Here is a 19,253-nt window from a genome sequence, read left to right on the forward strand (position 1 = left end):
CCTCTCGATGGAACGCCCCGGCCGCCGCTCCCTGCTCTCCGCCATGGCCGTCGCGCTGCTCCTTGCGAGCGCGCTGGCGGGCTGCGCTCGCAATGCGCTGGACCCGAGCCCCTCCCCGAGCGCCACGCGGCTCTCCGAGCAGGAGCTGCTGGAGGACCTGGAGGCGCGCACGTTCCGCTTCTTCTGGGAGACGGCGAACCCGGAGAACGGGCTGATCCCGGATCGCCATCCGAGCCCGTCCTTCAGCAGCATCGCCGCGGTGGGCTTCGGGCTGACGGCGTACGGCATCGGCGTGGAGCGCGGCTACGTGAGCCGGGAGGCGGCTCGAGATCGCACGCTCACCACCCTGCGCTTCCTCCACTCCGCGCCGCAGGGGCCCGAGCCCAGCGGCGTGAGCGGACACCGGGGGTTCTTCTATCACTTCCTGGAGATGAAGACGGGGCACCGCTTCGAGACGAACGAGCTCTCCACCGTCGATACCGCCCTGCTCCTCGGAGGGGTGCTGTTCGCGCAGTCCTACTTCGACGGGGACTCGCCGCAGGAAGCGGAGATCCGGAAGCTGGCCGACGAGCTCTATCGCAGGGTGGACTGGCGCTGGGCGCAGGCCCGCCCGCCCGCCATCTCCCATGGCTGGTCACCCGAGGCGGGCTTCATCGCCTATGACTGGAAGGGCTACAACGAGGCGATGCTGCTGGTGCTCCTCGCCCTGGGCTCGCCGACGTTCCCCGTCGAGCCGAATGCCTGGCAGGAGTGGGTCTCCGACTACGGGAAGGACTGGGGCTCCTTCTTCGGCCAGGAGCACCTGAGCTTCCCGCCCCTCTTCGGGCACCAGTACAGCCACGTGTGGGTGGACTTCCGCGGCATCCAGGACGACTACATGCGCGCCCGCGGGATGGACTACTTCGAGAACAGCCGCCGCGCCACGTATGCCCAGCGCACGTATGCGATGAGTCAGCCGGGCAGCTGGAAGGGGTATGGCCAGGACGTCTGGGGACTGACGGCCTGCGACGGGCCCGCGGACGTGGAGCTCGACTACCAGGGCCAGCGGCGGAGGTTCCGCGGCTACGCGGCCCGAGGCCCGGGGCTCCATGACGATGGGACCCTGGCACCTACCGCGGCGGCCGCGTCCATCCCGTTCGCACCCGAGATTGCCATCCCGGCCGTCATGGAGATGCATCGCCGCTATGGCGAGCACATCTACTCCACCTACGGCTTCCTGGACTCGTTCAACCCCAGCTTTACCTACGATGTCCCGCTCCAGGAGGGCCGCCGGGTGCCTGGCTTCGGCTGGGTGGCCGACGACTATCTCGGGATCGACCAGGGCCCCATCATCGCCATGCTCGAGAACCATCGGAGCGAGCTCGTGTGGCGGGTGATGCGCAAGAACCCCTACCTCCGTGCAGGCCTCGAGCGGGCGGGGTTCCAGGGCGGATGGCTCGGGGAGAAGCAGTGACGCTGGCGGGCGCGGAGCAGGCCGTTCGCTGCCTCTCCATCGCCGCGCTCGTGTGTGGCCTGGCCTCCTGTGCCCGGCCTGACTCGGGCGAGATCGTGCTCGAGTTCTGGGCGATGGGTCGGGAAGGCGAAGTGGTGGCCGAGCTGACGCGTGACTTCGAGGCCCGTCACCGCGGAATCCGCGTCAACGTGCAGCAGCTGCCCTGGCAGGGCGCTCACGAGAAGCTGCTGACGGCCTTCGTGGGCGATGCCACGCCCGACCTGGCGCAGATGGGCAACACCTGGGTCCCCGAGTTCGCCACGCTCGGAGCGCTCGCTCCCCTGGAGCCGCTCGCCTCGGCGTCGGCGCTCGTCGAGCAGGGGGACTACTTCCCCGGCATCTGGGACACCAACGTCATCGATGGGCGGCTCTTCGGTGTCCCCTGGTATGTCGACACGCGGCTGCTCTTCTATCGGAGGGACCTGCTGGCCCAGGCCGGCTTCAGCCAGCCACCCAGGAGCTGGGAGGAGTGGCGGCGGATGCTCGTGGCCATCAAGCGGCTGCCCGGCGCGGAGCACTATTCGATCCTGGTGCCGCTCAACGAGTTCGAGCCGCTGCTCCTGCTCGGGCTCCAGCAGGACGAGCCGCTCCTGCGCGAGGGCGGCCGGTGGGGCAACTTCCGCAGCCCGGGCTTCCGGCGCGCCCTGGGCTTCTACCTGGAGCTGTTCGAGCAGGAGCTGGCTCCGCGCGCGACCAACACCCAGATCGCGAACGTCTGGAACGAGTTTGCCCGCGGGTACTTCGCCTTCTACATCACCGGCCCCTGGAACATCGGCGAGTTCAAGCGCCGTCTTCCCCCGGAGCTCGCGGGGAGCTGGATGACCGCTCCGCTGCCCGGCCCCAGCGGACCGGGACTGTCGAATGCGGGCGGCTCGAGCCTGGTGATGTTCGCGAACTCCTCGCGCAAGGAGGCGGCCTGGAAGCTCATCGAGTACCTGTCGCAGCCCGAGGTTCAGCGTCGCTTCTATGCCCTCTCCGGCGACCTGCCGCCCCGGCGGTCGAGCTGGGAGGGCTCGGAGCTCGGCGGTGATGTCTACGCCGCCGCGTTCCGGGAGCAGCTCGAGCGCGTCGAGCCGACTCCCAAGGTGCCGGAGTGGGAGCGCATCGCCACCGAGCTGAGAGTCGTCGCCGAGCAGGCGGCCCATGGAGCCCTCACGGCCGACGCCGCGGTCTCGGAGCTGGATGCCCGTGCAGACCGCATCCTGGAGAAGCGGCGCTGGATCCTGGCGCGGGAGGCTGGCGAGTGAAGGCCGCGCACGCCGGGTGGGTGTTCGTGTCGCCCGCCCTGTTCATGATTGCCGTCTTCTTCCTCCTGCCGGTCCTCGCCGCGCTGGGCCTCAGCCTGACGGACTTCGACATCTACGCCCTGGCCCGGCTCGACAACCTCCGCTTCGTCGGGGGCGGCAACTACCTGCGCCTGCTGCAGACGCCCCTCTTCTGGAAGGCGCTCGGCAACACGCTCTTCTTCGTCATCGTCGGCGTTCCGCTCTCCATCGTGGCCTCGCTGGCCGCGGCGCTGCTCCTCCACTCGGCGGTGGCTCGCGGCAAGGCGATCTTCCGGACGGCGCTCTTCGCTCCAGTCGTCACCACCCTGGTCGCTGTCGCGGTGATCTGGAACTACCTGCTGCACACCCGCTACGGCCTCATCAACGAGGTGCTCGGGTGGGTCGGCATCTCCCCCATCGACTGGCTCGGAGATCCCCGCTGGTCCATGCCGGCGATCATCCTGTTCGCGGTGTGGAAGAACGCCGGCTTCAACATGGTGATCTTCCTGGCCGCGCTCCAGAGCATCCCCGAGGAGCTGTACGAGGCCTCGCGCATCGAGGGCGCCACGGCGCTCCAGCAGCTGCGCTTCGTCACCCTGCCCTCGCTCGCGCCCACGATGGTGCTGGTCAGCATCCTGACCATGGCGGGGTACTTCCAGCTCTTCGCGGAGCCCTACGTGATGACGCAGGGAGGCCCCCTGCAGAGCACGACCAGCGTCCTGTATTTCATGTACGAGGAGGGCTTCAAGTGGTGGAACCTGGGCTCCGCCTCGGCGGTGGCCTTCCTCCTCTTCCTGCTGATGTTCGCCGTCACCCTGCTGCAGTCCTTCGCCCTTCGCCGCTGGAGTGAGCCATGAGGCCGCAGCCACGGGCCCTCCTGGTGAATGCGGCCCTGCTCGCGGCCGCCGTGGTCAGCCTGGGCCCGCTGGCGTGGATGGTGTCTGTGTCCTTCATGGCCCCGGGAGAGGCGAGCAGCTCTCCCCCGCCGCTGCTGCCTCGCGCGGCCACGCTCGAGAACTACCACCAGCTCTTCGCGCGGACAGGCATGGGCCGCGGCTTCGCCAACAGCCTGTTCCTGGCCACCGCGGCCACCCTGCTGGCGCTGTGCTTCAACGTCACCGCGGGCTATGCGTTCGCCAAGCTGCGCTTCGCCGGCCGTGAGCGCATCTTCCGGCTGCTGCTGGGGGCGCTCATCATCCCCGCCCAGGTCGCCATGATTCCCCTCTTCCTGCTGCTCAAGCAGCTGGGGCTCGTCAACACGTACCTGGGCGTGCTGCTGCCGTCGGTGGCCAATGTCTTCGGCATCTTCCTGGTGCGCCAGTACGCGCTCTCCATCCCCGACGAGCTGCTCGAGGCGGCGCGCATCGACGGTGCCGGCGAGTTCCGCCTCTTCTGGTCGATCGTGCTCCCCTCCCTCAGCCCCATCCTCGTGACCCTGGCCATCTTCACCTTCCTGGGCTCATGGAATGACTTCCTCTGGCCGCTCATCGTCCTCACGGATGACGACCGCCACACGCTCCCCGTCGCGCTGGCTTCACTGACGCGCGAGCACGTGCAGGACAGCGAGCTGATGATGGCAGGCGGCGTCATCACCGTGCTGCCTGTCCTGGTGCTGTTCCTCGTGCTGCAGCGCTACTACATCCAGGGCCTCCTCGCGGGGAGCATCAAGGGATGAAGCCGCGCCGGCGCGACCGCTACCTCTGAGCTCAACCCCACCACCTTGCTTGAACCCGACATGACCAAGAACATCGAATTTCCACGCGGATTTCTCTGGGGCAGTGCCACCTCGGCCTATCAGATCGAAGGCTCTCCGCTCGCCGACGGCGCGGGGCCCAGCATCTGGGAGCGCTTCATGCACACGCCCGGCCTGACGCCCAGCGGCGACAACGGCGATGTGGCCTGCGATCACTACCGGCGCTACGCCAGCGACGTGGCGCTCATGCGCGAGCTCGGGATGCAGGCGTACCGCTTCAGCGTCGCCTGGAGCCGCATCCTCCCCGAGGGCAAGGGCGCCGTGAACCCGGCCGGCCTCGACTTCTACGACAGGCTGGTGGACGCGCTGCTGGCGAATGGCATCGAGCCGATCATCACCCTCTTCCACTGGGATCTGCCCGCCGCGCTCGATGACCGGGGCGGCTGGCTCAACCCGGACATCGCGGGCTGGTTCGCCGACTACGGCACCACGCTGTTCCGCCGGCTCGACGACCGCGTGAAGAAGTGGGCGACCCTGAACGAGCCCTGGGTCGTCTCCGACGGCGGCTACCTGCACGGCGCGCTCGCCCCGGGCCACAAGAACCTCTTCGAGGCGCCCATCGCCTCGCGGAACCTCATGCGCGCGCACGGCGCGGCGGTCCAGGCCTATCGCGCCTCGGGCAAGCACCAGATCGGCCTGGTGGTGAACCTGGAGCCCAAGTATCCCGCCTCGGAGAGCGAGGCGGACCTGGCGGCCACTGCTCGCGCGGACGCGTACATGAACCGGCAGTACCTGGATCCCGCGCTGCTGGGGACCTGCCCGGACAAGGAGCTGACCGAGGTCTTCGGCGCGGCGTGGCAGCCCTGGTCGGAGGAGGCGCTGAAGCTGACGCGGCAGCCCATCGACTTCCTCGGCGTCAACTACTACACGCGCAACGTGACGCGCTCCGACGAGCGCTCCTGGCCCCAGCGGGCCGCGCCGGTGCGACAGAAGCAGGCCACGTACACCGAGACGGGATGGGAGGTGTTCGCCCAGGGCCTCCTCGACACGCTCCACATGGTGAAGAAGCGCTACGGCCCGATTCCCATCTACATCACCGAGAACGGCGCCGCCTTCTTCGATCCTCCTGTCGCCGAGGGCAACCGCATCCGGGATCCGCTGCGCATCGACTACCTGCGCAAGCACCTGACCGCCGTCCACACCGCCATCCAGCAGGGCGTGGATGTGCGTGGCTACATGCTCTGGTCCCTGTTCGACAACCTCGAGTGGTCGCTCGGCTTCTCCAAGCGGTTCGGCATCGTCCACGTCGACTTCGAGAGCCTCAAGCGCACCCCCAAGGACAGCGCTCGCTTCTACTCGCGCGTCATCGCCACCAACGGCGCGGCCCTGAACGAGGAGCCGGACGCCTGACGGAGACACGACCGTGAGTGGTCAACGGCCCCGGAAGCCCGCAGTGGCCGCTGGCGCGCCAGGACAATGACTCTGGCGTGCCAGGGCAAGAGAAGCTCCGCCCGGCTCCCCTACCCTCCTGTCCTGCCTCGCGCCCGGCATGAGACCGGGCGAGGACTCCGGGAGAGCCAACACCATGCGATGGGGACTGCATTCGAACCGTGGAACGAGCCGATTCACCTGGGCGTTGACGGGGCTGAACCTCCTGCTGGCCACAGCCTGCGGCGGGGAGCTGCCCCCCGAGGAGGAGATGCCGCTGACCAGCCAGGCCTCGAGCCTGGACAGCTGCACATCGCCGGACGTGACGCCTCCCACGGTGCTTTGCCAGCCCGAGGGCGGCCTCATGAACTGCTCCGGCTATGGTTACTTCACCCAGCCCTCCGAGCTGCTCTACTTCAGCGACAACTGCGGCACCATCTGGTCGAGCTGGAGCCTGGGCACGCTCTACTCCGGGACCACGAGCACCGGCCTCACGCTGTGGGACGCGGCGGGCAATCAAGGCAGCTGCTCGACGACGTGGAGGGTGATCGACATCTACCCGCCCAGCCTCACGCTGAACGGCGACGCGCAGGTCGTCCTGCCTTATGGAACGCGCTACATCGATCCAGGGGCCTACGCGAGTGACAGCTGCGATGGGCAGAGGAACTTCCAGCGCTCGGGCGACTACAACACCTACCAGCCGGGCATCTACCCGCTCACCTACACCGTGGCGGACGGGGCCGGCCACATCACCCAGCGCACGCGCCTGCTGACCGTGCTCCCGCAGACGGACTGCACGGCACAGCTCTCCGCGCCGGTGCTCGCGCTCCAGGGCCGCGATGAGGAGACGCTGGAGTGCGGCCGCAACTCCTGGAGCGAGCCAGGGGCCCTGGCCGCGGACGCGTGTGGCGCGGTGACGGTGCACACCTACAACTCGGGACAGGATCCGTACGGCCCTGGCCCCAACTGGAGGGCCGAGGGGCGCTACACGGTACAGTACATGGCGTGGAACGGGCAGGGGACGACGTCCGCCGAGCGCACGGTGATCGTGAAGGACACCCTGCCGCCGACGCTCCGCCTCAAGGGCGACATGCGGATGACGCACACGTGCGGCAGCAACTGGGTGGACCCGGGCGTCACGGCCACGGACGACTGCTACGGGGATGTCTCGTACTCCGTGCAGACCGCCGGCTTCGTGAACGGCTGGGCCGAGGGTACGTACACGGTGCACTACTGGACGATGGATCCCGGCGGCCGCAAGTCCAACCTCCAGAAGCGCGTGGTGGAGGTCATCGACTGCCCCTGGTAGGCGCGTGCCTCCCAGCCCGCCCGGGGAGGCGGAGGCTCGGTGGGGTGAAGGTGCCTTCGCGCCCTCACCTCACCCGGGCGTGGGCCGAGCCCGTCAGCGCTGGAGCTCCGCGTCGATGGTCTCCGCGAAGACGCTCAGCGGCCGCGCACCGATGATGGGCTTGCCGTTGACGAAGAAGGTGGGCGTGCCGGCCAACCGGCGCCGCTGGCCCTCCGCCAGATCCATGTCCACGTAGTTGGTCCAGGTGCTCGAGTCCAGCGCGCGCCGGAAGCGGTCCATGTCCAGCTTCAGCTTGCCGGCCAGCGCCTCCAGCGAGGCCCGGTCCAGGGCGCTCTGGTTGGCGAAGAGCGCGTCGTGGTACTCCCAGAACTTCCCCTGCTCATGCGCGGCCATGGCCGCGATGGCCGCCAGCCGCGCCTGCTTGTGGAGCGGCAGCGGGTTGTGCCGGAAGACGATGCGCAGCTGCTCCCCGTACTTCTCGCGCAGGGCCTTGACGGTCTCGGCCCCGCGAGCGCAGAACGAGCACTCGAAGTCCGACCACACCTCCACCGTCACCTTGGCGTCCGCGCGCCCCAGCGCCGGCGCATCCGCGCGAGGAGTGGCTGGGATGACCTGCTTCTCGCTGGCCTCCGCGCGGGGACGCTCCTTGCAGTCGTCGGGATTCGGAGAGGACGGCGTGCCGGCGACGGCGAGCGTGGACAGCCCCAGGAACGCGGCGGCAGCCGCGCCGGCGGACAGGAACGACTTCATGGTGGACCTCTTGAGTGGAATGAGAGGCGCCGCTCCAAGGACGGAGCTGGCGGCGCGGCTTCTTTCTCGCCGCGCCCCCAGGAGTGTCACGAGGCGCGCGCGAGTTTCAGCCGCTTCGTCGGAACGCTACACCTTCATCTGGAGACGCTCGCGCGCCCCGAGCCACGCCGGCGGGATGGACTCACGGCCGGCGCTCAGTACGACGATGCTTCCCACGATGGCACACGTGGTGTCGCGGTCTCCCAGCCGTTCCCCATGGAGCCGACGCCATCGAACACATGCGGGGAGACCCAGTGCCAGGGCATCCCCGCCTGAAATGCCTCGAGGCTCCGCTGCGGTCTCGCCATGACCCCACCGAGAGCCCTTCCAGGGAGAGCAGCGCGCGCTCCATGCGCGGTGCGTGGTCGGCAGGCTTGACCCAGGTCATGCCTTATCCTTCGACCTCAGTCATTAAGTGTCAACATGACACTATCGTATCATCTCCTAGGTGACGGAGGGTGGCTCAGGGGGAGCGCGCCCTGCCTACTTGTGACTCTTGTTGTTGCCCGGGTCCCCGTGGCCCGTGCCCTTCGAGCCACCGGAGTCGAAGCTCTGGGGTATCTTGCGCTTCTTGTCGTTTTGCTGCTTCGGCGTCTGGGTCTTCGACGAGGATGCCACCGGTTGGGCGCCAGTACGACGTCGACGCGGCAACGCCGGGTAGTAGTGGGCAATGCTCCCCGGATTGCCCATGTACGTGGTCAACACCGCATACGCCGTTGGCGCGGTCGGCGGAAGGCTGAGCCCGAACGACTGGTTGAGGTCCTCGTCGAACCCGCTCGGGTGGATCACGTGGATGCAGAGCCCGAGCTGGCGCGCCAGGGCTGGCAGCACGATGTCGCCATGCGCCCCGAAGAAGGCGTGCCGCTCCTTCACCTTCGTCTTGAGCTGCTCGAGCGACTGCCCCTTCTCCAGGAAGCCGCGCGCGAAGTCCGGAGAGGTGTTGATCTCCGCGACGACCTTGTCCTTGAGCTCATCCAACGTGGGGACCTTCACGAGGCCGAGCTTCCCCAACAGGCCCGGGATCTTCTCCAGGAACTTCAGCACCGTGACGTAGGCACAATCGCCATCGGCTGGGACATCCAGGGTGAGGAGCGGCTCCTGCGGTGTCCCCAGCTTCGCCAGGGCTTGCATGTGTTGGAGGGTGAGCGGGTAGTTGAAACACGTCTTGTGGTTCGAGGGCCTTGCGAACGGCTTGCCCACCATGGAGGACTTCTTCACCGGAATGCGCGTGGATGCGTAGTCCGGCAGGAACGTGCTCAGGGGCATCCGCTCGTGCAGGATCTGGCTGTAGAGGTCCGATCCGTCCACCCCCCCATTGGCGAGCTCGAGCAGGTCGGGGAAGAAGAGCCGCGAGGTGAGCCGGATGTTGAAGCGCCCTCCCGGACTCTTCTTGGGGTCGAACAGGCTCTGGATGATGACTCCGTAGACGCCTACCTTGCTCGTGGGTTCGAAGAGCGCGCTCAGCACCTTCTCACTCAGCCCTCGCAGCCGGCCGCCTTCCTTGGCCAGCTCGAGCATCTTCTGGAAGATCCACGCGGGAGACATCTGCGTCTCGTGGACGTTCTGGCCCAGCTCCGCGCCCTTGCTGCCCTTGCACTCCACCAGGAAGTAGGCCACCACGTCTCCCGTGGTGGGGTCCCTCTTCGCCCAGATCTGATCCACGCCCTGACGGACCTTCTTCTCCCCATGGCCCATCTTCAGCTGCAGCCGATCCTTGCCGAAGATGACCGCCATGGCACGGGCGCCCAGGTACTCGCCACTCACTTCGGTGAGCACGGTCTTGGACTTGTTCGTCCCCAGCTCCTTCTCGAGGGACTGGTAGTGCTGCCCCATCCGCTTCAAGGACTTGCCCTCGTGGTGGGTGAAGCGATCCCACGTGGAGGACATGGCCATGATGCGCTCGCGCAGCAGCGTGCTGCCGATCTTCCATTGGAACCACTTCGAGGGAAGGTTGGGGAAGGCGAGCAAGGTCTCCGCCACAGGCTCGTCCACCATGCCTCCCTTCCAGATCCGGTGCAGCTCCTGTCGCGCCCAGGGACGCTTGGCGAAGAACAGGAGGACTCCGTTGACCTGGGCGTGGTCCGTGGTGCTCGCCACGCTCGCCATCCACTTCGGGCGGGAGGTATTCGGAGCCGGCTTGAGCGCCTTCTGCTTCCAGGCGAGCGCCCGTTTCACCTTCTCCGTGTCGTTGTACTCCAGGAGCAGTGCTCCCGAGCCGGTGGCGTCCTGATCATACGGGTCCACCAGGGTGTTGATCAGCCCGTGCTGGTGCTCGTTGTTTCCGCCGTAGCTCGTCGTGGCGAAGCCCGTATAGGCGCGCAGCTTCCCGCCCCCATCGATCGTCACCTTGTGGGGCTCGACGCCAAAGTAGTCCTGTACGCTCAGGATGGAGGCCGCATGCGCCGTGAGCAGGGAGAACAGTCGCTTGTTGCGCGGGTGGTCGGGGTTGAGAGCGTCATTGTAGTTGAAGAAGCGGAGGTCCTTCGGCACATCGAACTTCATGGTGGAAGTGGGAACGGTCCCCATGATGCCGACGTCCGCTGACTTCACGGCCGGGAAGGCGCTGCTGCCGAAGAGCTCATCGACACTGTCGAGGGTGCAGGCCTGGAAATTGGCCTCCTGGAGCAGCGTGGGGAACCGCAGCTGCTTGGAGATCTGGACGTTGAACCGGGCGGCGGTCTGGAAGGTGTGATCCTTGTCGAAGATCGACTTGATCGTCATGCCGAAGACGGCCACCTTGCTGCCCTCGTCGAACATGGCGGCCAGGACATTGCGCGCCAGCCCCTTGAGCCGCGCCTCTTCTCCCGAGCTGTCACTGGCGAGCTCGACCAGCTTCTTGAAGACCCAGCCCGGGGACATCTGGGTCTCTTCCTTGTTCTGGCCATGCTTCGCGCTCTTCGAGCCCTTGCACTCGATGACGAAGTAGGCCTCGACGGTGTTCGTCGTGGCGTCACGCCGGGCCCAGATCTGGTCGATTCCCTGCGGCTTCTCCCGGTCGCCGAAGCCCATCTTCAGCTCGAACAGATCCCCCGCGAAGATCATCGCCATCACCTTGGCGGCGAGGTACTCCCCGCGCGCCTCCGTGAGGGGACGGCTGTTGTCGTCCTCCATGTCGTCTACCCGCTGCTCGAGCTGCTGGTAGTGCGAGACCAGGCGCTGGTGCGACTTGTACATGTGGTGCGACTTGCGCACCTCTGACTGGAGGTAGGTGCCCCACTCCTTGGGGTACTGCTCGGGGTGCTGGTGGAACATCACCAGGTGCTGGAGGAGGGTCCGCGCAGTGCCGTGGACGAGAATGGGGGTGGTATCATCCAGGTCGCTCACCATCGACTCGGGGAGAGCCTTCTTCAGCAGCGTGCACGTCTTCGGGTCCAGCACCCCGGTCTTCAGCTCCGACTCACTGAGCTTCTTCACGAGCCATTCGCGCCAGCCCTTGTGCTTGGCGAAGAAGCGGAAGCCAGCCACCTTGAAGATCTCGTAATCGTTGGTGAAGGGCTCCTGGGAGAACGGGCCGTTCTTCATCCGCTCGACGTCCAGCTTCAGCGTCGCCTTGGCCAGCTCCGCATCCGAGCGAGCGCCTCCGAGGATGAGGGGCTGGGCGAACTTCCATCCGAAGGTCTTGAAGAAGCCGTTCTCGCCCTGCGGCTGGTAGGGATTCACCAGGTAGGGCGCCTTGTAGAAGTCGCGCTTCGTGGGGGTGTTGACGTGGATCTTGACCTGGCCATGCGCGGGCACTTTCTGTCCACTGAACTCGATCTCCACGGCCTCCTGGGCCGTGAACTCGAGGGCACTGGCGACGAGCGACCCATGCCGGGCGAGCAGCCGGAACAGGAGCTGGTTGCGCAGCTCCTTCCAGGAATAGGGCTCGAAGTGGGGGAACGTCAGTGCGTTCGGGTTGGTCTTGAACTGCAGAGGCATGGCTCCTCTCCGAGATCCCGCAGGCCTGGCGCGACGCATCGTCCTGGCGACTGCGGGCAGGAGCATAGAGAGGGGCGCCGCGGCAGGACATGACCCCCGTGGTAGGCCGCTGCCCTCCGGCGCCGCCTGAGGCGTCAGGGTGTACGCGTGGGCTGAGAGGTGGAGGGGCGGTCCCAGGAGAGGGCCGGCACGTAGCACTTTCCCTTGAACATCTGGGAACCGATCGCCTCGCACTCCTCAGGGTCCAACGGAAGCCAGCAGGCCCCGTTGAGAACCACCTGGCGTTTGTGAGGGCAGCGCCCTTTCGCATCGGGGCGCACCTGCCCGGTTCGCGGCTCGGGAGGAGCTTCCTCCGCGAGCGGTGCGGGCGAGGAAGGCTCCAGCGCCTGCGCCGTGGAGGCGTTCGTCGCAGCCTCTCCGAGCCCTACTGTCCCCGCGTCCCGCGAGCCCGCAGCCGCAGTCCTCGCCTGGGCCAATGAGGCCTTCTCCGTGGACCGCGCGGCCACTGTCCACCCCGCCCACACCACCAGCGCCAGGCCCGCTGCCATCGCGAGCCACGACCACTGCGGACGCATGGCCCGTGGCGGACGTGAGGCCTGCTCCAGCACCTCGGCACACTCCGCCGCCGTGCCGCGCTGCTCGGGGCTCACCGAGAGCAGGCGCACGATGCAGGCACGCACGTTGGGCGCCACCCCTCGAAGCGAAGCGGGCGTGCGCACTCTGCGCACCTGCCAGGCGCCCTGCGCATCCTGAGTCGGCTCCACCCACTCCGGGTACTCCCCCGTCAGCAGCCGGCACGCCACCATTCCCAGCGCGTATAGGTCATCCGCGGGCGTGTGGACGTAGGCAGCCGAGCGCTGGTGCCGACGGCTGAGTTCGAACTGGCCCGCCTCCGGCGAGCGATACAGCGGCGTGCCCAGGCAGACACCCGCAGGCGTCAGCCGCTCGGCCCCCGGGAAACAGCCCAGCCCGAAGTCCGTGAGCATGGCCCGGCCATCCGCGTGGCGCACCAGCACGTTCTCTCCCTTGAAGTCGCGGTGCACCGCCCCCATCTCATGCAGGGCCTGCAGCGCCCGAGCCAACTGCGCCAGCACGCCGAAGCACTGCCGGGAGGACACAGCAGGGTTCCAGGCCCAGTGGTACAGCGGCACCCCGTCCACCCACTCCATGGTGAGCCAGGGGTGCAGCGTCCCCTCCGGAGACTGCCACGTGCCGCTGTCCCTCAGCCGGGGAACGCTCGGATGGCTCATCCGCGAGAGCAGCTGCGCCTCGCGAAAGAAGCGAGCGTCTCCCTGGCGCAGCGCCACCTTGAGCGCCACGGGTGGCGAGTGCTGGGCGTGGACAGGCACTGCCCGGTAGACGGCGCCATAGGCCCCTTGTCCCGCCCAGGCCACTACGCGCCAGGGGCCTACCTGCGTGCCGGCAGGCAGCGGGGCCGGGGGATCCGAGGATGGAACAGCATCGGCCAAGAGAACCTCGAGAGGAGAAGCGGTCAGCGCTCCGTGCCGGAGAGCAGCCCCTGGATCCGAACCTGATGCGTTGACGTCGGGTAGCGCGCGCGGAACGCCTCCGCCCGCGCCTCGGCTTCAGCCCGGCGGCCGAGCCGCACCAGCGCATCGATCGCGATCACCTCTCGCTCCTGAGAGAGCGCACCGCTCGGAAAGCGCGCTGCATGAGACTCGGCACGGGAGAGCGCTGCTGCCGCATTCCCCTGCCGCAGCGCCCCCCAGGCCGGCTCGAGTTCCAGGAGCTCCTCATCCACCGATGCCGCCCCCGGAACCGCGCTGGGAGTCGAGGGCGCCGGGGCCTCCGCGGGCTCCCGCCGTTGGGCGCTCCCCGCTGGCCGAGAGCCCACCTTGGGAGAAGGAACAGCAGCCGGCGCCCCCGTCCTCGACGGCCCCGGGGCAGGAGGAGCTTCTCTCGACACCTCGGGCGATGACACCCGGGCGGGCTCCGGGAGCTGCACCGGCGCGGGGGCCTCCGCGAGCCGTGACGCGGCGGGAGCCTCCACCGCCCTCTCGGAGACGCTCGCCCGCTGCGCCGAGCCACTCTCACGCTCGACGAGGCGGCCAGCCTGGAAGCTGGCCCCGGCGAGCGCCACGGCCGCCACGCCGAGGATCACCTTCGCCTTGAGCCCTCCAGCAGCAGCCGAAACAGCACCACCGGATGTGCTCGGCACCGGCGCGCTGCCCGAGCCTGGCGACGGGGTGCTCGGAGGAGCCCCTCCCGGTGGGGTGAACAGCGGTCCCAGCTTGCCGGCCAGGGAGGCGAGCTCCGCCGGGGTGGGCTCGTCGGCCCGCGCGGACTCGAGTAGCTCGCGCAGAGAGGACGAGGCCTCGGAGTCCGGATCCAGGAGGCGTGGGGGATCAGCCTGCTTCATTCCTGGCCTCCTTTCTGCTGGGTGCGAGCGACGGCTTCCTGCACCTTCTGGCGTGCCGCATACAGGCGCGCGTAGGCCGTCTGGAGCGGGCACCCCACGGCCTGGGCGACTTCATTCATCGGCCACTGCTCGAGCTCGAAGAGGACGAACACGGCGCGCTTGTCCTCATCCAACGTCTCCAGGATGCGGTCGAGCTGCGCGCGGGCCTGCCGCCGGGCGACCACCTCCACCTGCTCGGGGGGCAGAGCATCCTCCGGCATGGTGGAGACGGTCGTCTCCCGACGGATGTGCGCGCGCCGCCGGTAGTCGGACGCCCCTCGCAGGCAGATGCCGAACAACCACGTCCTGAGCGCGGAGCTGCCATCGAAATCCGCAAGGCGTCGGTGTACGACCACGAACACCTCCTGGCACACATCCTCGAGGTCCGCTTCGCGCACACCGAGCCGCCGCAGCGAGCGCCAGACGAAGGGGGCGTGCTCGGCGTAGACCTGCTGGAAGGTGACGGCCGTCGGCGCAGGCCCGAGCGGTGGCTCCGGTTGGGGAAGTGACATCGTGACGGAAGTCGGCTGCTCGCGAGTCTAGCCGAGCTTCGGCCTCAGGACTCCAGCCACGACACCCCAAGGTCCAACGTCAGATGGAGTGGCAGGCCCAGGGGGAAGTCCTCGACGCTCCCGTCGGGATGCAGCAGGCGGACGGTCGGGCGGAACCAGCCCATCGCCGCTCCCAGGCTCGCATGCAACGCCACCGTCTTGCCAATCCGCCGCTCGAGCTGGACACGGAGCCCGCCATCCCCTCGTCCGAGCAGCTCGGCCCGGTCCTGCGGGAAGCCGTTGTTGACGGCCAGCACGCTCGAGACCATGACCGTGGCACAGCCGGAGACGCGCCACGCCCCGCCAGCGCCGACGAGGGGACACACGCCCGCTTCCAGCGAGGCGCTCGACAGCACGACGCGCCCGCCTGCCTCCTCGAAGGCCGAGTAGGGATAGATCCCGATGCGCACCAGTCCGGCCCACTCACGCGGGCGGAACCACACGGCCCCGGAGACTCCCGCCGCGGCGTTCAGGCCCAGGCCTGTCGAGCCCGTTGCGGCAGTGGTCAGTACGATCTGGGTGCGCGAAGGAGGTGGGCGCTCCACGACGACCGGGGCAGGCTCCTCGGTGAGGGCGAGAGGCGCGGACTCCTCCACCTCGGGAGCCCGCGGGAACTCGGGCGTGGCGGAGGCCTGGGGTACGGCGCTGGAGAGCGCCGCCGGATCAATCATCAGGGAGAGCACGAGTACGACGCGAGGCTCGATGGCGGCGCAGGCATCCTCTGGGGTGGAGACCTCACGGCTGCCGAGCACGCGCCCGGTCCCGTCAACGAGCGTGAGCGCCGCCATCCACCCCGACGGCTGCCCGCGCCGCAGCACACCGTCGATGAGGAACTCCGGCTCCGGTCCGAACACCGTGCGCCCCAGCCGCGCCTCCACCGCTCGGGCCAGGGGCGCGGCCTGGATGCAGCCGGGGTCTGGCGCGCTCCACCGCAAGCCCCAGCGTGCCTCGGCGCGCGGCTCGGCGGCGGCCGCGCTACCGGCAAGAAGCAGGACGAGGGCACACCGCGAGAGCATGCGTGGGCTTAAACCACGCGGCTCGCATCAAGGCGAGAGCGGTGGAGTCCGCCGGGCCACGAAGCCATCATCTCCAATGGCCCAGAGGTCCGCATCGCTCGCGCCCCAGATGTCACGCAGCGTGGGCACCTCCCAGTCCGGGGGGAGCTCCTGGTGCCAGGCGCTCCCGTCAAACCGAGCCACCTCGCCATCCTCCCCCACGAGCCACACCTGCCCGTTCATTCCCCAGAGGCCATTGCTCGGCGTGCCCTGGAGGCCAGCTCCGTCCATGGGCACAGTGCTCCACCCGCGAGCATCCTTGCGCAGCAGCACCATGCCCAAGGAGCTGGTCCCCACGGCCCACGCATCGGCTCCCCCGGTTCCTCCCAGCTCACTCCACCGGGTGGTGGGGTTGACGTCCGGAGAGACGACCTCCCACTGGGAGCCGCTCCAGTGCAGCAACCGCGGGTCATATTGCAGGGTGACCCAGACGTCACTCGCGCTGCTCCCCCACACGTGCTCGGAGATGTCGTCCACCCCCTCCGGAAAGGGACGGAAATACCAGGTCCTCCCATCGAAGTACCCAGCGCCCTTGAGGTCGGACCTGCCGGAGATCTCCATGGCGAGCCAGACATCGCTCGGACCCGCCGCCCAGACGCCGGTGATGGAGTGAGTGAGGGTGAGGCCGATGTCGACCCGGCCCCACCGCGTCCCGTCCCAACGGAGCACGACGTCCTGTCCGACCGCCCACGCATCTCGAGGCCCCAGGGCGTGCACCGCCACCAGGTTCACGCCGGTGCCAGATTCCACGGCCGACCACGCGCTCCCATCCCAGTGGATGATCATCCCATTGTCTCCGACTGCCCAGATGTCCTGGGAGCCACTGCCGTGGATCGCGCGGAGCGTCTGGGAGGCCTTGCCGTCGACACGGACCCACTCGGCACCTCGGTCGCCTCCGCAGCCAGCCAGCGCGCAGCACGCCACCATGAGCACCGCAAGGAGTGTTGGCTTCATCGCCGCGTCACCACGTGGCCCTGGCCCGCCACACGGCGCTTGCCGGGCGCGGACGACGGAAGGAACTCGACGTCCGTCGAGCTGAAGGCGAAGAGCGAGACGCCGGCGCCCGTCATCAGGCCGCCACCGATGAGCGCGGCCCAGCCGTGGGTCTTCAGCCTCGACGAGTCGGAGCTGGCGTTCAGCGAGTTGCCGCTGTCCTCGCTCGAGGCATACGCGATCAGCCCTCCTCCCACGAGCGCCGCGCTGACGCCCAAAGCGAGCGCCGTCCATGCCAGGGAGCGCAACGCCGAGCTGCCCGGGTCCACGTGCAGCGTGACATCCTCTCCATGGCCCAGGAGCGAGAACCGCTTGGAGGGCTGGATGCCGTCGCCGCCGATGAAGAAGTCCGCACCAGGCTCGAGAATGGATGCGTCGCACGGCGCACGGCACTCGCGCTGGTAGTGGACGATGCCGACCGTGGCGACCCCTCGCCCCGTGGCGACGGTCCCCACCCCCTCCCCCGTCACACGAAACAGCTCCACCTCGGGTGCGTCCGATTCGATGTGGAGACGCAGAGTCGGGGCATCCCGAGGCACATGAGGCTGCGCAACAGTCACCGAGGCCGTGAGGCTCAATGCCATCAACAAATACATGTCAATTTCTCCCTGGAGTGGACAGACGTCTCCCGTGGCCAGGAGCGGGTCCTGACTCGGAAGACGATGCGTCGACCTCGCTCAGCGAGGCCGCATGCCCCACTGAATGGGAGGAGCCCGGCTTTTTTTTGAAGCCGATTTTGATTCTGGCTCTGGGGGTGTAACCGAACTGTCTACCCCCGAGCCCGAGCGCCGCGGGGTGCGGCGGCCCGCTTGCGACCAGGAACCCGGGCCACCTTCTTGGTCCGGGTGGAGGCCGCCTTCTTCTTCGAGCGGGTAGAGTTCCCGGCGGGCCTTGTAGAGCAACCCATCCTTGACGTTGTTGTGCCGTTCGAGGAGCGCCCTCGATCTTCCCAACCTTGACATAGAACGTTTCCGTCGACCCCCGTCGCTCCCTTTCTTGTTCTACGGCCCTGATACACGCTAGCGAGTCACCGGGCGCGGTGGTGCTTCTTCCCGAAAGACCAGCAGCCCGTCGATGACTTCTGCCCAGGGGGCCGTCATCCACGAGTAGTTCAACGGACGGGCCACCCTGGGCCCGAAGTCACGAAGCTGCTTCCCATCCAGATACCGGGTGTCCCCGGTATGGCTCGAGAACGCCCAGCCCTCCAGGGAGTCGGCCCGCGCGGGCTCGAGGGTATATGTGTGAGTCGAGCTGCCAGTGGCATAGCTCCCGGAGACCGCGGAGAAGCCAAGCACGAAGGCCTGCGTCCCGAACTTCTCCTGGACATGGGAGCCAAAGGGCGTCCCGTGTCGCGCGTCCGCATCCAGGCTCTTCAGCGCTTTCGCCGCATGAATGGTGGCGAGCCAGACAATGGCCTTTCTGGGCCTGGATGACTGGGACAGGAACCATTCCAGATTCATGAACATGGAGCGGTCACGCCCGTTGAAGTCGTCCCAGTTCCAGCCTCGTCCGGTCTGCTCCGCGGGCCGGGACATCGCGGCGACCTGACGGGTGAAGTTCCGCTCCAGGCTGCGGACCATCTGCAGCTGGCCTTGGCTCCTCGGTGTCGTCGCCACTCCGGGCCTGGAGAGCACCGCCTCCAGCTCCTTCCAACAACCCAGGATGAACCTCGCGGTCTCCACCGTGTACCCGTTGGCCTCGTCGTACCGCCAGAACATGTGCCTCTCGAGTACCTCTCCGCACTCGGCCTGCCTCGGGCCCTCCAGCGCGGGGATGAGCTCCCGCGTCATCTCGCGCTGCGCGTAGGTGCCCCTGCCAATCTGATCATCGAGCCCACCGGCGACGAGGGTGCCCGCCTTGAGCCGCTCGACCAGGAACGGAATCAGGGGCGCCATCTCCTGATTGGCCCACATCCCGCCAATCGCGGCTGCGACCACGTCCTCGCTGACGGGCTGGCCCTCCTTCAGCAGCGTCTGGATGTGGATGAAGTCATAGATGCCTGCCTCGATGACGAAGGCATCGTACTGACACTCCTCCACGAGCCTGCGGGTCAGCTCCGCCTTGAAGGCGACGGTCCTGGCATTCCCGTGGTGGCCCTCCTCGCCGAGCAGCGCGAGCTGCTTGTCACAGAGGTCTCGAACGATCCGGTCGGCGTCGGACACCGCCTCGGTCGCCTGCGCAGCCGCGCCTCTGGAGGGCGCGGCACAGCTCGACAGCAAGGGCAGCAGGAGCAGGAGGTATCTCATTCGCGGTCCTTCCCTTCCCTGAGTGGAGATGCCGCGTTGTACCACTCGGATGCGGCGGGTGGCTCCTCTCCACCCCGCACCCGCGCTATGAAGTG

At 68.0% G+C, this 19,253-nt stretch carries 15 protein-coding genes; 6 read left to right on the forward strand and 9 right to left on the reverse strand.

Going from position 1 to position 19,253, the window contains the following annotated elements:
• The first annotated feature begins 7 nt into the window (after positions 1-7).
• The 6 genes from KY572_RS34125 to KY572_RS34150 all read left to right on the forward strand — a co-directional run bounded on the left by KY572_RS34125 (position 8) and on the right by KY572_RS34150 (position 7,187).
• Complete coding sequence (locus KY572_RS34125) at positions 8-1,453, forward strand: glucoamylase family protein (protein ID WP_224247859.1); 1,446 nt, start codon at positions 8-10, stop codon at positions 1,451-1,453.
• The gene (locus KY572_RS34130; protein ID WP_224247860.1) at positions 1,450-2,739 is read left to right on the forward strand and encodes a sugar ABC transporter substrate-binding protein; all 1,290 of its coding nucleotides are present in this window, start codon (positions 1,450-1,452) and stop codon (positions 2,737-2,739) included. Before KY572_RS34125 ends, KY572_RS34130 begins: the two co-directional genes overlap by 4 nt.
• On the forward strand, positions 2,736-3,614 hold the full coding sequence (locus KY572_RS34135; protein WP_224247861.1) for a carbohydrate ABC transporter permease: 879 nt from the start codon (positions 2,736-2,738) through the stop codon (positions 3,612-3,614). Before KY572_RS34130 ends, KY572_RS34135 begins: the two co-directional genes overlap by 4 nt.
• Positions 3,611-4,432 (forward strand): carbohydrate ABC transporter permease, encoded by an 822-nt coding sequence (locus KY572_RS34140; RefSeq protein WP_224247862.1) that lies wholly within the window; start codon positions 3,611-3,613, stop codon positions 4,430-4,432. Before KY572_RS34135 ends, KY572_RS34140 begins: the two co-directional genes overlap by 4 nt.
• A gap of 60 nt (positions 4,433-4,492) precedes the next feature.
• On the forward strand, positions 4,493-5,860 hold the full coding sequence (locus tag KY572_RS34145; protein ID WP_224247863.1) for a GH1 family beta-glucosidase: 1,368 nt from the start codon (positions 4,493-4,495) through the stop codon (positions 5,858-5,860).
• A gap of 175 nt (positions 5,861-6,035) precedes the next feature.
• A complete protein-coding gene (locus KY572_RS34150; protein ID WP_224247864.1) occupies positions 6,036-7,187 on the forward strand; it encodes a DUF5011 domain-containing protein in 1,152 nt (383 codons plus the stop codon).
• Between the two features lie 93 nt (positions 7,188-7,280).
• Here the strand turns inward: KY572_RS34150 and KY572_RS34155 are convergent, their stop codons facing one another.
• From KY572_RS34155 to KY572_RS34195, 9 genes are all read right to left on the reverse strand, one after another.
• Positions 7,281-7,937, reverse strand: a complete 657-nt coding sequence (locus KY572_RS34155) for a DsbA family protein (RefSeq protein WP_224247865.1) — start codon at positions 7,935-7,937, stop codon at positions 7,281-7,283.
• A gap of 522 nt (positions 7,938-8,459) precedes the next feature.
• Positions 8,460-11,894, reverse strand: a complete 3,435-nt coding sequence (locus KY572_RS34160) for a hypothetical protein (protein WP_224247866.1) — start codon at positions 11,892-11,894, stop codon at positions 8,460-8,462.
• Between the two features lie 134 nt (positions 11,895-12,028).
• Positions 12,029-13,363: a serine/threonine-protein kinase gene (locus tag KY572_RS34165; RefSeq protein WP_224247867.1), complete on the reverse strand. Its 1,335-nt coding sequence runs from the start codon at positions 13,361-13,363 to the stop codon at positions 12,029-12,031.
• A 23-nt stretch (positions 13,364-13,386) separates the two neighbouring features.
• Positions 13,387-14,274 (reverse strand): hypothetical protein, encoded by an 888-nt coding sequence (locus KY572_RS34170; RefSeq protein WP_224247868.1) that lies wholly within the window; start codon positions 14,272-14,274, stop codon positions 13,387-13,389.
• Complete coding sequence (locus KY572_RS34175) at positions 14,271-14,825, reverse strand: RNA polymerase sigma factor (protein WP_224247869.1); 555 nt, start codon at positions 14,823-14,825, stop codon at positions 14,271-14,273. The genes KY572_RS34170 and KY572_RS34175 overlap by 4 nt, the downstream gene beginning before the upstream one ends.
• A 44-nt stretch (positions 14,826-14,869) precedes the next feature.
• Positions 14,870-15,880, reverse strand: a complete 1,011-nt coding sequence (locus tag KY572_RS34180) for a hypothetical protein (RefSeq protein WP_224247870.1) — start codon at positions 15,878-15,880, stop codon at positions 14,870-14,872.
• A gap of 27 nt (positions 15,881-15,907) precedes the next feature.
• On the reverse strand, positions 15,908-16,873 hold the full coding sequence (locus tag KY572_RS34185) for a beta propeller repeat protein (RefSeq protein WP_224247871.1): 966 nt from the start codon (positions 16,871-16,873) through the stop codon (positions 15,908-15,910).
• Positions 16,870-17,397 carry a hypothetical protein gene (locus tag KY572_RS34190; protein ID WP_224247872.1) on the reverse strand — a complete coding sequence of 176 codons (528 nt, stop codon included), beginning with the start codon at positions 17,395-17,397 and terminating at the stop codon, positions 16,870-16,872. The genes KY572_RS34185 and KY572_RS34190 overlap by 4 nt, the downstream gene beginning before the upstream one ends.
• 534 nt (positions 17,398-17,931) lie before the next feature.
• The gene (locus KY572_RS34195) at positions 17,932-19,158 is read right to left on the reverse strand and encodes an erythromycin esterase family protein (protein ID WP_224247873.1); all 1,227 of its coding nucleotides are present in this window, start codon (positions 19,156-19,158) and stop codon (positions 17,932-17,934) included.
• Between the last annotated feature and the right edge of the window lie 95 nt (positions 19,159-19,253).

It is taken from the genome of Hyalangium gracile, assembly GCF_020103725.1.
GTDB lineage: Bacteria > Myxococcota > Myxococcia > Myxococcales > Myxococcaceae > Hyalangium > Hyalangium gracile.